This is a genomic window from Pediococcus sp. EKM201D (genome assembly GCF_011800215.1).
In the GTDB taxonomy this organism is placed as follows: Bacteria; Bacillota; Bacilli; order Lactobacillales; family Lactobacillaceae; genus Pediococcus; species Pediococcus pentosaceus.
The window spans coordinates 387,033-401,825 of sequence record NZ_JAALFK010000001.1; the positions used below are offsets into that span (position 1 = coordinate 387,033).

The 14,793-nt window shown below is 35.7% G+C and carries 22 protein-coding genes, 1 tRNA gene and 1 other annotated feature; of the genes, 3 read left to right on the top strand and 20 right to left on the bottom strand.

Features of this window, described 5'->3' with window-relative positions; all coding sequences use genetic code 11:
• Positions 1 to 51 precede the first annotated feature (51 nt).
• From rpmA to HFC68_RS01985, 5 genes are all read right to left on the bottom strand, one after another.
• Entirely contained in the window at positions 52 to 339 is a 288-nt protein-coding gene (gene rpmA / locus HFC68_RS01965) for a 50S ribosomal protein L27 (RefSeq protein WP_002833541.1), read from the bottom strand.
• A gap of 23 nt (positions 340 to 362) precedes the next feature.
• Positions 363 to 689 carry a ribosomal-processing cysteine protease Prp gene (locus HFC68_RS01970; protein ID WP_011673282.1) on the bottom strand — a complete coding sequence of 109 codons (327 nt, stop codon included), beginning with the start codon at positions 687 to 689 and terminating at the stop codon, positions 363 to 365.
• A 21-nt stretch (positions 690 to 710) separates the two neighbouring features.
• A complete protein-coding gene (gene rplU, locus HFC68_RS01975; protein WP_002833539.1) occupies positions 711 to 1,019 on the bottom strand; it encodes a 50S ribosomal protein L21 in 309 nt (102 codons plus the stop codon).
• Between the two features lie 12 nt (positions 1,020 to 1,031).
• Positions 1,032 to 1,099, bottom strand: a sequence feature (ribosomal protein L21 leader region).
• Positions 1,100 to 1,148: 49 nt separating this feature from the next.
• Complete coding sequence (locus tag HFC68_RS01980; protein ID WP_011673281.1) at positions 1,149 to 1,778, bottom strand: TetR/AcrR family transcriptional regulator; 630 nt, start codon at positions 1,776 to 1,778, stop codon at positions 1,149 to 1,151.
• A gap of 333 nt (positions 1,779 to 2,111) precedes the next feature.
• Positions 2,112 to 2,624, bottom strand: coding sequence for a hypothetical protein (locus HFC68_RS01985; RefSeq protein WP_002833537.1), 513 nt, complete (start codon positions 2,622 to 2,624; stop codon positions 2,112 to 2,114).
• A 204-nt stretch (positions 2,625 to 2,828) separates the two neighbouring features.
• Here HFC68_RS01985 and HFC68_RS01990 point away from each other — a divergent pair.
• Together HFC68_RS01990 and HFC68_RS01995 are read left to right on the top strand one after the other, a co-directional pair.
• Positions 2,829 to 2,902: transfer RNA gene (locus tag HFC68_RS01990), tRNA-Arg, on the top strand.
• A gap of 223 nt (positions 2,903 to 3,125) precedes the next feature.
• Positions 3,126 to 3,329, top strand: coding sequence for a hypothetical protein (locus HFC68_RS01995; RefSeq protein WP_069825251.1), 204 nt, complete (start codon positions 3,126 to 3,128; stop codon positions 3,327 to 3,329).
• 139 nt (positions 3,330 to 3,468) lie between these two features.
• On the opposite strand, the gene HFC68_RS02000 is transcribed toward HFC68_RS01995, so the two are convergent.
• The 9 genes from HFC68_RS02000 to HFC68_RS02040 all read right to left on the bottom strand — a co-directional run bounded on the left by HFC68_RS02000 (position 3,469) and on the right by HFC68_RS02040 (position 11,213).
• A complete protein-coding gene (locus HFC68_RS02000) occupies positions 3,469 to 3,696 on the bottom strand; it encodes a hypothetical protein (RefSeq protein ID WP_002833535.1) in 228 nt (75 codons plus the stop codon).
• A gap of 304 nt (positions 3,697 to 4,000) precedes the next feature.
• Positions 4,001 to 4,540, bottom strand: coding sequence for a dUTP diphosphatase (locus HFC68_RS02005; protein WP_002833534.1), 540 nt, complete (start codon positions 4,538 to 4,540; stop codon positions 4,001 to 4,003).
• A gap of 9 nt (positions 4,541 to 4,549) precedes the next feature.
• A complete protein-coding gene (locus HFC68_RS02010; protein ID WP_002833533.1) occupies positions 4,550 to 5,467 on the bottom strand; it encodes a hypothetical protein in 918 nt (305 codons plus the stop codon).
• On the bottom strand, positions 5,460 to 6,335 hold the full coding sequence (locus HFC68_RS02015) for a hypothetical protein (RefSeq protein ID WP_055126206.1): 876 nt from the start codon (positions 6,333 to 6,335) through the stop codon (positions 5,460 to 5,462). Before HFC68_RS02015 ends, HFC68_RS02010 begins: the two co-directional genes overlap by 8 nt.
• A gap of 148 nt (positions 6,336 to 6,483) precedes the next feature.
• Positions 6,484 to 7,824: a type I glutamate--ammonia ligase gene (gene glnA / locus HFC68_RS02020; RefSeq protein WP_002833531.1), complete on the bottom strand. Its 1,341-nt coding sequence runs from the start codon at positions 7,822 to 7,824 to the stop codon at positions 6,484 to 6,486.
• A gap of 34 nt (positions 7,825 to 7,858) precedes the next feature.
• Entirely contained in the window at positions 7,859 to 8,224 is a 366-nt protein-coding gene (locus HFC68_RS02025) for a MerR family transcriptional regulator (RefSeq protein ID WP_023440271.1), read from the bottom strand.
• 80 nt (positions 8,225 to 8,304) lie between these two features.
• The gene (locus HFC68_RS02030) at positions 8,305 to 9,561 is read right to left on the bottom strand and encodes a methionine gamma-lyase family protein (RefSeq protein WP_167399607.1); all 1,257 of its coding nucleotides are present in this window, start codon (positions 9,559 to 9,561) and stop codon (positions 8,305 to 8,307) included.
• Positions 9,545 to 10,477 carry a tRNA (adenosine(37)-N6)-dimethylallyltransferase MiaA gene (miaA, locus tag HFC68_RS02035; RefSeq protein ID WP_167399608.1) on the bottom strand — a complete coding sequence of 311 codons (933 nt, stop codon included), beginning with the start codon at positions 10,475 to 10,477 and terminating at the stop codon, positions 9,545 to 9,547. The genes HFC68_RS02030 and miaA overlap by 17 nt, the downstream gene beginning before the upstream one ends.
• Position 10,478: 1 nt before the next feature.
• Positions 10,479 to 11,213: a glycerophosphodiester phosphodiesterase gene (locus HFC68_RS02040; protein WP_002833526.1), complete on the bottom strand. Its 735-nt coding sequence runs from the start codon at positions 11,211 to 11,213 to the stop codon at positions 10,479 to 10,481.
• An 82-nt stretch (positions 11,214 to 11,295) separates the two neighbouring features.
• Here HFC68_RS02040 and HFC68_RS02045 point away from each other — a divergent pair, with 82 nt between their 5' ends.
• On the top strand, positions 11,296 to 11,472 hold the full coding sequence (locus HFC68_RS02045) for a DUF3042 family protein (protein WP_002833525.1): 177 nt from the start codon (positions 11,296 to 11,298) through the stop codon (positions 11,470 to 11,472).
• Between the two features lie 53 nt (positions 11,473 to 11,525).
• Here the strand turns inward: HFC68_RS02045 and HFC68_RS02050 are convergent, their stop codons facing one another.
• From HFC68_RS02050 to rpmG, 6 genes are all read right to left on the bottom strand, one after another.
• Positions 11,526 to 11,945, bottom strand: coding sequence for a rhodanese-like domain-containing protein (locus HFC68_RS02050; RefSeq protein WP_002833524.1), 420 nt, complete (start codon positions 11,943 to 11,945; stop codon positions 11,526 to 11,528).
• 31 nt (positions 11,946 to 11,976) lie between these two features.
• Positions 11,977 to 12,939 carry an ROK family glucokinase gene (locus HFC68_RS02055; RefSeq protein WP_002833523.1) on the bottom strand — a complete coding sequence of 321 codons (963 nt, stop codon included), beginning with the start codon at positions 12,937 to 12,939 and terminating at the stop codon, positions 11,977 to 11,979.
• Between the two features lie 17 nt (positions 12,940 to 12,956).
• Positions 12,957 to 13,169 carry a YqgQ family protein gene (locus HFC68_RS02060; protein WP_002833522.1) on the bottom strand — a complete coding sequence of 71 codons (213 nt, stop codon included), beginning with the start codon at positions 13,167 to 13,169 and terminating at the stop codon, positions 12,957 to 12,959.
• A 32-nt stretch (positions 13,170 to 13,201) separates the two neighbouring features.
• A complete protein-coding gene (locus HFC68_RS02065; protein WP_167399609.1) occupies positions 13,202 to 13,891 on the bottom strand; it encodes a rhomboid family intramembrane serine protease in 690 nt (229 codons plus the stop codon).
• Positions 13,892 to 13,920: 29 nt separating this feature from the next.
• On the bottom strand, positions 13,921 to 14,484 hold the full coding sequence (locus HFC68_RS02070; RefSeq protein WP_011673216.1) for a 5-formyltetrahydrofolate cyclo-ligase: 564 nt from the start codon (positions 14,482 to 14,484) through the stop codon (positions 13,921 to 13,923).
• Positions 14,485 to 14,566: 82 nt separating this feature from the next.
• Complete coding sequence (gene rpmG, locus HFC68_RS02075) at positions 14,567 to 14,716, bottom strand: 50S ribosomal protein L33 (protein ID WP_011673215.1); 150 nt, start codon at positions 14,714 to 14,716, stop codon at positions 14,567 to 14,569.
• Positions 14,717 to 14,793: the final 77 nt, after the last annotated feature.

The following is a 14,793-nucleotide window of genomic DNA, read 5'->3' on the forward strand; positions in this document are numbered from 1 at the left end:
AAAGGCCGGAACAAAGTTATTGTCCCGACCTGAAATTTGCTTTTTTAAAGCTTATTCAGCATCTGCTACTGGATATACAGAAACTTGACGCTTGTCGCGACCTTTACGTTCAAAACGAACGACACCATCTGCAAGTGCAAACAAAGTATCATCGTTTCCACGACCAACATTTACACCAGGGTAAATATGTGTTCCACGTTGACGGTAGATAATCATACCTGCCTTAGCAGCTTGTCCGTCAGCACGCTTTGTTCCAAGACGACGACCAGCTGAGTCACGGCCGTTAGAAGTGGAACCGCCCCCCTTATGATGAGAGAAGAATTGTAGATTCATTTCCATGGTTAATTACACCTCCGAATAAATTAATTCATTACTAGATATTCTTTGTATGACTTACTAATATCCCTTAATCCAATCTCAAGTGCCTCAAGTAAAACTTGAGCCATTCGATTCGAATCAACATCACTGCTTTCAGGAACATTAACAGATAAAAATCCACCATTTTCATCGTCTGAATCAACTAGTGGCATTATCTTAGTGATTTGCTCGATACTGTTAACTGTATTTATCGATAAGACTGACACAGCCGCACATACGATATCACGTCCATACTCACCAGAGTCAGCATGACCAGTTATCTTAAAACCACTGATCCGATCTTTATCTCTATAAAAACAAGTCTGTATCATGCCACATCACCTTCAATCAAATTAAGCGTTGATTGAATCAATCATAACTTTTGTATATGGTTGACGATGACCAGTCTTTGTATGTTGGTTCTTCTTAGCCTTGTACTTGAAAGTAGTAATCTTCTTTTGCTTACCTTGTTTTTCAACAGTTCCAGCAACTGAAGCACCTTCAACAACAGGAGAACCAACCTTTGTAGATTCGCCACCTACAAAAAGAACTTGATCAAAAGTAACTTTTTCGCCTTCAGCGACGTTTAACTTTTCAACGAATACTGATTGACCTTCTTCAACTTTAAGTTGTTTACCACCAGTTTTAATAATTGCGTACACAACGTGCACCTCCTTAATTCTAAGACTCGCCAAAGTAAGTGCTATGCTTTAAAACTCACTTTGTGCGGTTGTAGCGTGGAGACCACACCAACGCTAATACTATACTGTAGATTTAAATAATAGTCAATGTTAATCTACGAAAAAATCGGAAAGGTCAATATTTTGACTATCAATTTGAATTTTTGTTCCTAAAATTTTCTTGGCCGCATTTGCCATATAATGTGAAGTGTATACCATTCCTTCATCAAGCCACATTCTAATCATTCCAATTAGACCATTTACATAGTATGAGCTTAAAACTTCAATGGGAAAACCATCATGCTTTACCTTTTTGCCGTAATATTCAGCAAAAGTTTTAATTTCTGAATTCAAACGTTCTTTAAGCACCTCGGTAAACTGAGGCAATTTTTCCGTATCTAATACAATCGTGTACGTTTGATAATCTGCTGCAACTTTATCAAAAAAGTTGGAGACTGAGAGTACATTGGTTCCATGAGCATTTTTGTGATTAACCTCATCGACAAATCCAACTGAATCCTTTAATGATGAATTAAATAAAGAGCCCACTAGTTCGTTAATCGTAAAATTAACAAATTCTTTTTTGTCAGAAAAATGTGAATAAAAAGCTCCACGGGTTACCCCAGCTTCATCACTAATTTGCCTAACATTAATATCTCCAGCGTCATATGTCTTCAATAACATCACAAAAGCCTTTTGCAATTTACTTAATGTCTTAATAATTCTAGGATCTTCCTTCATATTCAGCACCTCACATTTATAAACGCTTGATTCACGTTTTAGAGTTTAATCCAATGGAAACTTTTTTACAATAAACTAACTTTTTAAATAACATGCGGATTATACCCTTAATGTCCATGACACCGTATAAACCTCTACAAATGAACGATTTTCGCGCATTTTATTTCTTAAAATATATTAAAATTTATGCTTTTATTGAAATATGTGCAAAAATACCCATGTATCCGCATTTAGTAATATTCTAATAATTAAGAACTGTATATTAACATAAATATAAGCAACAAAAAACAACGAAGCATCATATAAATAATGTTACTTCGTTGTCCTCATTTTTTATTCATTTCCGCCAATTTTATATAGGTTTTTATCTGCTTTAGTATCTTCTAAAACTTGTTTATATATTTTTTTTCGATCATTTTCGTTTTTAGTAATTCCATGCGTCATTAATTTAATTGATTTCAACATATTTGATCTAATCCTACCACTCAAGTCATCATCAAAACCCCGTTGATGAGTGTAAGCTTTCTTAACGATCCCTTTAACTCCATTTTTATGATCGCCTAAAAGTGCCTCAAATTTTACTCGATCACTATCGTTCATTTTCCTTTGGCCCTTTTTAATCAAAGCATCTAGAGATCTCATCACTGATTTTTCTGTTTCTGGGTTTTCAGAATTAAACTTTTCTAGACCACTGATAGTCTTCTCAATCAACTTCTTATCTGCTGAAATTTGCTTGTATTTTTCAGGAGACACCACTACCGTGCCATAAACTTTATTATGGGTGCATGCACTCATAAATAATGTTACTACCATCAGCGAAAGTAAAACCGAGATAATTTTTTTCATTTAAGCCACCCTCTATTCGTTAACTTCTAATTTAATAATACCTAATAATTCAAATTAATTAAAGCGTTTAACCCCGTTTAATTTCTTTAATTTATAATGTTGAAATTGCTTTGTTAATTGCGATTTATATCCACTTTTTTCATCCCTCTATTTGTAATAATTCCATTGACAGAACGATCATTTTTAAATATACTGTTTAAGTACGGTTCGGTAGCTCAGCTGGATAGAGCATCCGCCTTCTAAGCGGACGGTCGAGAGTTCGAATCTCTCCCGAATCATATTAATATAGCTTAGAAGCCCTATGGTATAGGCTTTTAAAACAAGAGCGCTCACCAAACGCTCACTAAGCAACATAAAAATCACTCAATCTTTAATTAGATTGGGTGATTTTTATTTTTAAATCTTTATACTAAGCAATTAATGTGACTTCGACTAAAAAATCGAATAAAATCTAACATATAATTACTAGATTAAGTCAAAAGTTTAGGAGCACTGCTAGAAATGGATATCATTATTTTAATTGGTGTTTTTATTTTCATGCTAGGAATCTTGATTACTGTATTTAACACCAAAATTCGATATGGGTTCATCTTTACTCACTATGAATATCGTAACCGTTCAATGCATTGGTTAAGTGTTATTTTAATTATATTAGGCCTTATCATCATAACCACCAAAGCTTATCTTAATGGCCAATTTAATTAATTTCGAAATACAAAATATGTATATACGTTCAAACAAAAAATCATCTTATGGGATTATCTTTAGAGCGCTAGAATTTCTCCATTAAACTAAAAGAAGCTAAACCGATTTTTAACGATTTAGCTTCTTTTATCTATATTAATTATTTTCCATCCGAGTCGAACACATCCCAGTAATTATCTGGCGGTGTATCTTGCTTGGCTAGTTTCCAATGCGACGGCCCTTTATGGGTAGCCTCAGGATGCTCTTTTAAGCATTCAAAACGGCGATGTTTTTCATCTTCGATAATAAAAACGCGATGAAATTCGTCTTGTTTACTAATAACTGTTGCATTTTCGTGTTTAAATCCATAAATATCAGTATACGTCATTCATTATCACTTCCTTAGCTAACTTAAATTTTAGAAGTGAACAGTAAGCTTCTGTATCAATTATTTCACACCTCGCAGCCATAGTAAAACATTATGATCTTAACTTAAACTTTGCTTTGCAATTTACTAGCCCATAAGACCATCTTCTTTAATTGTCTATACCTTTTTCATTCATTGAAAGAATCCCATTTTAGAAATAGAGGCATTAACTACAAATCTTCAATTATTGACCGTATTTTACGGTTTTATTAATTAATAGAAAACCCAAAACCAGAGCAGGTTTTGGGTTTTCTGTTATTTCCTATTAGTAATTATTTTCTTGACGCTCGTAATTAACCTTATTTTTAGCAAAAAAGCTTTCCTCAATTTCTTCAGGAGTAAATCCTAAGCCTTTAATACCAAACTTCATAAACAGATGCCAAGCATGTACATAATCTGTGCTTCGATTATACGCATACGCCGAAAATAACATTTTCTTAATATTTAAATACATTAGAGATAAGTCGGGCGTACGAGAATCCGCCTTATACTTATCAATTTCTTCATCTTCAATTACTATCAAATGATTCCATTGATTTAAATTAGCCATCAATAGAAAAAAATCAGTAGCATCCACAAACTCGTTCAAAACTGTCTGATGGACCGACAGCTCCCCGTCGCGTTTACCACGATGGGTTTTCCATACCTTGAACCATTCTGCGGCATTGGCAATTTCTGCAAGTTCAACATCCAAAGATATATAAGCTTCTTGAATCCGGTCTTGCATACTATTGGCCAAGTTATGTTTAAATCTAATATCACGGTCTAACGCAACCGATGTTTGCAACATTTTTGCCCAATCCATCTTAATCACCTAAAATAACATTTTTAATTTTAAATCTGCAATATTTCTAACATACCAATCGTTCAAGAAATCGTACTGCTTCAAGATATCAAACAATGATTTTTCTTCACTTTTATCATTAACTTGAATAGCCCATTGGTCGGTTGCTGGTATCTCTTGAAAAATCGAGAAAACTACATGATTATCTAATTTTAGGTATGCTCCCAATAGTTTCTCAGCATTTAGCAAAGTAAAACCATTTTTAGCAGCATCCACAAAAAGTTCATCAATAATATCTGTATTTAAGCTAGTTTGATCAAACTCATAAACTTTATTATTACGAGCATCAAACATATTAAAGTCAACTTCAAAATTGTATACTTCTTCTAAAATTTGGCCAAATTTAGTAAATAACTTAATCTCGTCAACCAAGCTATCTTCGTCATCTTGCTGATTTAGAAAATAAAAATTATTAATTGTATCAGTATTAAAGCTCATTTTCCGTTCATCTAAACTCAAATGAAAAATAGTTTGTTGCGTTGCCTGATCAACATATTCAGCCTGATTATTTGCCATTTTAAAACGGAACTTTTGGCTAGTCCCTGTCCAAGTATGGAAAAGTTTTTGGTAATTATTTTCTTGTTCAACTTCCAGACCCAGTTTAGTTTTTAAACCACTTAATTCAATTAAGCGAGTCATAAAAATTAAATAATAGTCACTAGCTTCAAATTTCTGAGGAAAAATAACTGCATCGCTATCAACTACGAACGCATAAAGTTTTTTTGCAGCATCCAATAACTCGACATTATCATCTGTAGTTGTTAAAGTACGAAATAATTCTGCGAAACTACGACCTTTGCTTAATCCAGCATCCAAATCAGATTGTACTTTCAGCAACTTGTCGGATAATGTTGCTCTTTTTTTATCTTCATTGATTGTGTTATCCATTAGACTTTACCTGCCCTTCGTCTAATAGGCTACTGAGATAATTTTTATACAGTTGGTCGGCAGTTTCACGGAACTCACTATAACTCGTGAAACTCTTCTTTAAAGCCTCAATTTCAAAACTGAGCGTGGTATCTTCCTTGGAAAGAACTAAAATTTGCTTTTGATTATTACGAATTTGTTCAGGAGCCTTAGCCGCTTGTTCTTCTTCTTCAGCGATCTTAGCAAGTTCTTCCTTAATTTGTTGGCGTTCTTCTTTAATCTTATTTGATTCAAATAAACCGCCCTTATCTGACAAGTTATTTTGACGTTCCATCAATTCTTTTTGTTTATCTTCAAGTTCAGTTTGAGCGGTAACCACTTTTTGTAACTCAACATTTTTAGCTGATAATTGGTTGATTTGGTCTGAGTTTAAAGTTTTACCCGCTTCATCAATATTCAATGCTTTTTCAAGCTTTTCAAGTTTTTCTTCGTCTAGTGTGTATTCAACATTCAATGCATCAAGTGTCCCGATTTCACGGCGATCCCACCAATTACCAAAGAAGACTTTAAATTGTCCCTTTTCAACTTCGCGGTAATAGAAAAATGGAAATTTTTCGATTAAATAATCAATCAAATTATCACTCAAGAAATGTGCTAATTCTTGTCTTTGATCCTTTACTAACTCAAATGGATATTCTCCAAATTCCAAGTTGAAAGCATCGTTAATTTCATCCCGATAGCGCAAAGGTCCTAGCAATTGATAAATGCGCAAATCGTTGTGCTGATCAATTGCTTCCGCCAATTCGTTTATGTATTGATCCTTGTTTTTCAGTTGCGAGATTAAAATATCCCGACTGGATTCTTCGTGATTCATACGTTCATCTGCCATGATATCGCTCCATTCTATCGTTCTGTCTCTAATGTTACAAAAAAATTTCAAATAAATAAAGGAATTCGACAATAAATTTAAACATTCTTCACAAAAAAAGAGTTACAACACGATTAACCGTGTTATAACTCTTATTATAGATATTTGTCTAGAACATTTCGAGATATTGATCACGTTCCCATTGTGTCACTTCTTGACGGTAAGAAGCCCATTCTAACTTCTTAGCTTCGAGGAAGCTTTGGAAAATGTGATCTCCTAATGCCTTACGCATTACATCATCATTTTGGAATTCCTTCAAAGCATTGTGTAATGTTGAAGGTAGATCTGTAATATGCTCTTCATTACGTTCTTGAATGTTCATTCGATAGATATTACGATCAACGGAATCTTCTGGTTCAATCTTGTTTCTAATGCCATCTAAGCCTGCTTCCAATACTGATGCAATTGCTAAGTATGGGTTAGCAGCTGGATCGACGCTTCGAACTTCAAAACGAGTTGAGAGTCCCTTACTTGAAGGAACGCGAATAAGTGGTGAACGGTTTGAACCTGACCAAGCAACGTATACTGGAGCTTCATATCCAGGAACTAAACGTTTGTACGAGTTAACAATTGGGTTACATACGGCCGTATAACTACGAGCATGCTTCAATAGTCCACCAAGGAACCAGTAAGCATTTTGAGAAAGTTGTAAGTCACCCTTTTCGTCATAGAAAGCATTGCCTTCCTTATTGAAAAGTGACATGTTTAAATGCATCCCTGAACCATTGATTCCATCCATAGGTTTAGGCATAAATGTAGCATGCAGGTTATATTTACGGGCAACTGTCTTAACAACCAACTTAAAGGTTTGAATGTTATCGGCAGCGGTCAAAGCATCGGCGTATTTAAAGTCAATTTCGTGTTGTCCTGGAGCAACTTCATGATGAGAAGCTTCAACATCAAAGCCCATATTTTCAAGTTCCAAAACAATATCACGACGGCAATTTTCACCTAAATCAACAGGAGCTAAATCAAAGTAACTACCTTTATCATTTAAATTAGTGGTTGGTTTGCCATTTTCATCTAATTTCAACAAGAAAAACTCAGGTTCAGGTCCGATATTAAAATCAGTAAATCCTGCATCCTTCATCTCTTGGAGTACTCGAATTAAATTGTTACGTGGATCACCCACGAATGGTTTACGATCATTTGAGTATACTTCACAAATAATGCGAGCCACCTTGCCATGTTCGCTTCCCCATGGGAAAACCATCCAAGTAGAAAGATCTGGGTATAAATACATGTCACTTTCTTCAATCCGAACAAACCCGTCAATTGAGGAACCATCAAACATCAATTTATTATCTAATAGTTTGTCCAATTGACTAATTGGTACTTCAACGTTCTTAATTATTCCAAAAAGATCTGTAAACATTAATCGGAGAAAACGTACATTTTCATCCTTTGCCATCTGACGAATATCTGCTTGCGAATAATTTTTCTTTGCCATAACTGTATGTAACGCCCCACTTTATTTTTTTATACTAAACTCGTTTAATTGGAAAGACTGGGCCAGAATCATCCGATAGCCTTCCAGTTTGAAGTAATTCTTCTCTTAAGATTTTCCGCATTTGAGTATCCGAAATGGAGCGTTTCAGTTCTTCTTTTCGTTGCTCAAAGCGTTGCTTGATATCAGCAATATTCAAACCTTCTGCAATAAAATCTTTAATCTCAAGCAATCGATCAATATCGTTCAACGAAAACAAACGTCGATTTCCTTCACTTCGATCTGGAAAAACTAACTCGTTTTCTTCATAGTATCGAATCTGTCGAGCAGTAAGAGATGTTAACTTCATAACTGTACCAATCGGTAAAACAGCCATCGAGCGACGAAGCTCTTTTTCACTCATACCAATAACTCCTTTAATATTGAACTAAGTTTAACAGTCAATGATAGCTACGTCAATAGCTGATGTTACATTTTCTAACATCAGTTAAAGAACGTTTCTTCAACGGCTTTAGTGATTGCAATTTTTACGTGTGAATAAGTTAGACCACCTTGTAAATACAGTGTATATGGTGGGCGAATTGGTCCGTCAGCAGAAAATTCAATGCTGGCTCCTTGAACAAAGGTACCCGCTGCCATAATAACTTTATCTTCATATCCAGCCATTTGAGATGGCTCTGGATCAACATATGAATCAATTGGTGAATTTTTTTGTACTTGCTTAGCAAAGCGAATCATTGAATCTGGTTCACCAAAGTTAATTGTTTGAATCAAATCCGTCCGTGGATCATTCCATTTAGGATCAACTTGTAAATTACACTTTTCTAAAATTGCGCTCTCAAAAATAGCGCCTTTAATTGCTGATCCCGTAACCTCAGGGGCCATGAAAAAGCCTTGATACATTCTGCGAAGATTTTCTAGGGTAGCTCCCTCTTCCTTACCTGCACCAACATTAGTTAAACGATTAGCAATCATCTCGATTAATTTTTGCTTTCCAACAACGTATCCACCAGTATGGGCGATTCCACCCCCAGCATTTTTAATTAATGAACCTACCATGACATCAACGCCTACTTCAGTTGGTTCCACTATTTCTGAAAATTCACCATAGCAATTATCAACAAAAATAATAGCATTGGGTAAAATCTCCCGAACATGATCTACCATCACTTTAATTTCATCAACGGTAAAACTAGAACGACTAGAGTAACCTCTTGAACGTTGAATTGCTACTACTTTAACTTGATCCGTCAACTTAGTCTTGGCAGCTTTAAAATCAACTTTTCCATTTTCTAACAAAGGGACGTAATCGAAATCAATTTTAAAGTCTTTCAATGAACCCATTCCTGCTTTACCAGTGACGCCAATCACTTCTTGAATCGTATCATAAGGCATCCCCGTTAAGTATAATAACTTATCTCCAGGACGCAACATTCCAAAATAGGCCGAACTAATTGTGTGAGTCCCAGAAACAAATTGTGGCCGGACCAACGCATCTTCTGTCTTAAAAACATCAGCATAAACTCGGTCTAGAGCGTCTCTTCCCATATCGTTATAACCGTATCCAGTCGCTCCATTTAAATTTTCTTCGGAAATTCTTTCCTTTTGAAAGGCTTCTAATACTTTCCGTTGATTAAAAGTTACTTGATCATCAATCTCACTTAGTCGTGGTTGAATTTGTTTTTCAACCTCTTCAACGATTCTTTTTACTTCCGGTTTAAAATCATCTTTCCAATTCATTTTTAACACCTAACCAGTTTTCAATTTTTATATATATCTTTGCTTGCTCTTGTGGATTTTGGATAATATCATACCAATTTACATCCATCTTATTTCTAAACCATGTAAGTTGACGTTTAGCATAGTGTCTAGAATCCTTTTGTATTAGCTCAATGGTTTCTGATAAAGTCTTCTCATTTTCAAAATAACCTTGCCACTCTCGATATCCAATCCCCTTGTTGGCTTGTGGTACCTTAGTTTCGTCAAACAACCAGCGTGCTTCATTTTCAAGTCCAGCGTCTAACATCGTGTTTACCCGATGGTTGATACGTTGATATAAGATAGAGCGTTCTGTATTTAAGCCAATTAGTAGGTCATCATAAACCGCCGTCGGTTGCATTTGCTGTTCTGACATCTTTTGGCCTGACACTTTAAAAACTTCAATTGCTCGAATAATTCGTCGCCGGTTCTTTCGATCAATATTTTCGTAAGTTGCTAAATCGATTGTTTTTAGTATCGATAATAGTTCATCATTTTCTTTTTGATTTAACTCTGTACGGATCGCTTCAATTTGATTTCGATCCTCATTGCTACCTCCTAACTCCAAATCTCTTAATAGAGCCTGTAGGTAAAAACCGGTTCCACCAACCACAATTGGTAGCTTACCTCGCTGACTAATTTCACTAATCAATTTTTGAGCTGTTTCTTTAAAATCAGCAGCTGAAAAGCGATCATGGATAGTCTTGGTATCAATCAAATGGTGTGGGATTCCTTGCATTTCCTCTATGGTAACTTTTGCCGTGCCAATATCTAATTTTTGATAGACTTGCATCGAATCCCCAGAGATGATCTCTCCATTAAATTTTTTTGCAATATCAATCGACAGGTTGGTTTTTCCGACTGCAGTTGGACCAACAATCGCTAAAACTTTTTCCATATTATTCTCCCTGCATCTTTTTTCTAATTTTTAAAGCTCTTGTTGGATAGTCCGTGATAATCCCCTTAAAATTCTTTTTAAAGCAGTACTTGATATCATCTTCAGAATTGACTGTCCATGGCCGCAATTGGACGTGAGGTAAGAAAAATCGATGACTACGCACCCATGCGATACTTGGGTGCCACTCTTGAATAATTCTTCTTCTACTGAATCGGCGAGCTGCTTTCGTATTAATTTTAAATAAGCTAGCAGCTTCAACTTCTGGTTGTAATTGATGTAACACGCTAATCGATTTCGGATTAAAACTGGAATATACCAAATGGAATGGGAAATCTTCACCCTTAAGAACTTCATAAACCTTTTGTTCAATTCCTGGATATTTAATTTTATCTGTTTTCAATTCTAGGTTAAAAATACCATGATATTTTCTTTGAATTAATAAATCAACCACTTCCTGGAGCGTTGGAATGCGTTCGTTAACATACTTTTCACTGAAATATGCTCCCGCATCTAATTTCTTAATTTCAGCTAAGGTTTTATCAAAAATGCGGCCTTCTCCATCTGTGGTCCGATTAACAGTTTCATCATGAATAATGACTAACTTCCCATCTTTAGACAAGTGAACATCAGTCTCAATTCCATCAGCGCCTTCGTCAATAGCTTTATTAAAAGCCACTATTGTGTTTTCTGGTCGCACGCCTTTACTTCCACGGTGGGCAATAATTTGAGTAATCATATCGTTCTCCTATATCTATTTCTGGCATTTTAAATCAATTCAGCGCATAATTAAGGTAATCATAAGTAAGGAGCTGAATAAGATGGGTAAATTTGTAAAAGGTTTTCTATTTGGAACAATCTCAACACTTGGTGCAATTGCTGGGGCACTCTTCGCTTTTCATAAAGTCGTAGTTGAACCTGTTGAAGAACAAGTCGAACGCACCGAAGAAAATCGTCGTCGTGCGCACCGTAAACAGCACTCTGCACATAATGGCTAACCTACACAAATAAAAAAGAGGTTGGATTAATTCTATTTTAACCCAATCTCTTTTTAATATTTAGTCTTTTTAGTTTTTCCAGTCCAACGTTGATATCCATTTTTTAAAATGTAGAGTTGGGTGAAACCTTTTTTGGATAGAAGCATTGCTGCACGTCCACTAAAAGTACGTCCTTGATCGTATAAATAAACCGGTAAATCAGAACGCAATTCTTGGGTTCTGTTTTTCATTTGCGAATACGGAATATTTCTAGCACCAAGAATATGACCTGCATCAAATTCCTTCTTTTCTCTAACATCAATCACTTGTGCTTTACGCATTCCAGCTCGAAATTCATCATCATCTAATTGAGTCGAAATCTTACCACGTTTCCAGTATAAGTAAAGTTGATAAACTAGATATGCAATGATAAGGATGATCACGATTGTATTTATCCAAAATCCGGTTGTATATTTTGCAGCAGCAACAGCCATGTTTCTCTCATCTCCAAAATTTTTGTTTTATTTATGCAAATACACGAGCTAATGAAGCGGCACCGATTACACCAGCGTCATTTCCTAAGCGAGCTAATTTTAATTGGGTTGAAGAACGAACAGTTGAGAATGCATATTGTTCGTAATAATTACGGACACGTTCTAATAAGAAATCACCAGCTGCTGAAACTCCGCCACCGATAACAATGCTTTCAGGGTTTAAAGTATTAGCCAAGTTACCTAAAGCAAGTCCTAGGAGACTGCAGACCCGATCAACAACGCGAAGAGCTAAAACGTCACCCTTCTTTGCAAGGTCGAAAACTAATTTAGAAGTAATATCTTGTCCGTCATCAGTTTCACGTTTAAGTTCTGAATCGCCAGAAAATTCTTCCGCCATGTCGCGGGCTACATGAACAACACCTGTAGCACTGGCATATTGTTCAAGACATCCACGCTTACCACATGTACATAGGTAACCTTCAGGATCAACCGTAACATGTCCGATTTCACCAGCAGCTCCAGCTAAACCATGAAGCAATTGTCCACCAGCAATCAAACCGCCACCGATACCGGTACCAAGAGTAACGAAAGAAACATCTTCGCCGTTTTCTCCAGCACCCTTCCAACGTTCACCTAGACCAGCAACATTAGCATCGTTATCAATGGCAAACTTGATTCCTGTACCATCTTCAATTGCATCCTTAACGTATTGAGTTTCTTTCCAGTTCAGGTTGAAAGCACCAATTACTGTACCATTTTCGCGGTTTACAGTTCCCGGTGTTCCCATCCCGATTCCAATAAATTGATCCTTAGTCATCTTATATAAATCAAGATGATGATTGATTGAGTCAATAATGTCTGGAACAATGTGTGAACCTTCATCTAAAACATTTGTTTCCACACTCCATTTTTGTTGAACATCGCCATTTTCAGTTAAAATAGCAAACTTAATTGTTGTTCCACCAAGATCGACACCGATTAATTTACGTTCCATTACTTCGAAACCCTCCATTATTTTTGTTGGTTATCTCTAACCTCTTCAATATGATGCTCATGTCGTAAAACCAACTGAGCTTTAACATAAGTCGGTTTATCGACGACTCCTGCTTTGTACAAATTTTTCAATTCAATACTCATCAATTCAATATCCCATTTACGTTTTCCAACGTAAACAAATATTCCGAATTGCTTTAAAAGTTGTTGCACATCATAAAGTGTTTTCATAATACCATCTCAACTAATTTACCAGATTATTGTTATGATGTAAACGCTAATTTACAAAACGCTATCATCATAAGAACGATTAAAATTGTACTACCAATACGTTTCCAAGTTGGAACCTTACCAAATTTAGGGAATCCGATTACATACGCTATTAAAAATCCAGCAACTAAACCACCTAAATGCGCAATAATATTCATGTTAGTACCCAACAGTCCACTTATCAAGCCCAAAACGCTAAATAATAGCATTTGTTTACCCATATCGATTAATGCGGGGTACTCTCGATACTGTTCTGCCATCATCAGCCATACACCGATAATCCCAAAAATAGCCCCACTTGCACCAGCAGAAATACTATTAGGGTTTGAGAGAGCCAAACTTGCTAAATTAGCAAAAAGTCCCGAAAAAATATATATTAATACAAATTTCCAATGACCAATCATTCGTTCCAAAAGCCTACCAATAAAGTATAACGCAATCATATTAAACAAGATATGTTCAAATCCAATATGAATAAACATCGATGTAAATATTGTCCACAGTCCCTGACCGTTTTGTACCAGCACCGGTACCAAAGCACCGTGGGTAACTAGGACTGAAATATTCGTGCTTCCGCCGATTAGCGTCAACCAAAGAAAAACTAAAATATTAATTCCCACGATTGTTTGTGTAACGAATGGGCCTTCGTACAGACGCTTTAAAAGCTGTTTTTGATCACTCATTAAGAACCTTCCTTTTCAAACCGAATCATCTAACGTTCAAATTGAACCCCTTCTTCTGTAATAATTTTTTCTAATGGTACATCAAAAGGTTCTACATCCCACTGAGGGTCTGAATAAATTTGTTCTGAAAAAGCTAAAACTATTTTCGAGGCTGGCGTTTTTTTCAAGTAACGATCGTAATATCCTCCCCCAAATCCCAACCGATAACCATTCGAAACTTCATAAGCTAGACCAGGGACAATTATTAGATCCAATGCTTCGGGACGAACCACGTTCCCCCCTACTGGTTCTAAAATTCCTTGGAACTTTGGTTGCATGGGTGTATTTAAATTATATTCGACGAACTCCATCTGTCGTTCTGGCAAGGTCCGTGGGACATAGACACATTTACCATTTTCAATTAGCCGTTGAATGATGGGTGCTGTGTCTAGCTCAAAGCCGTGACTCATGGTTATCGCTAATTTTCGAGCATTTTTTACTTCATGTTGATCGAAAAAACTTTCTAAAATTAACGCCTCTTTAGCTCTTTTAGACGTTATATCAATTTGATTTAAGCGTTTAATTTGAGTTTGCCTAAAGATATTTTTATTCATTTTATCCCCCCATAGTTACATTTAAATATATAAAAAAAGCTAGAAGCGACAGCAAATTGCAGTCTTCCAGCCTTAATTACGATTATTTTGTTTCCTTGTGTAATGTAACTTTGCGTTCACGAGGGCAATACTTGTTTAGTTCCAAACGATCCGGATTGTTACGTTTGTTCTTGTTTGATAAGTATTGACGGTTATGGCATTCAGTACATTCTAAAGTAATGTGTACACGCATTGGAATGACCTCCATTAATATATATATTTGAATTCGAAAATCCACTAGCATTGTACATGTTACCACTATTCTGAAAA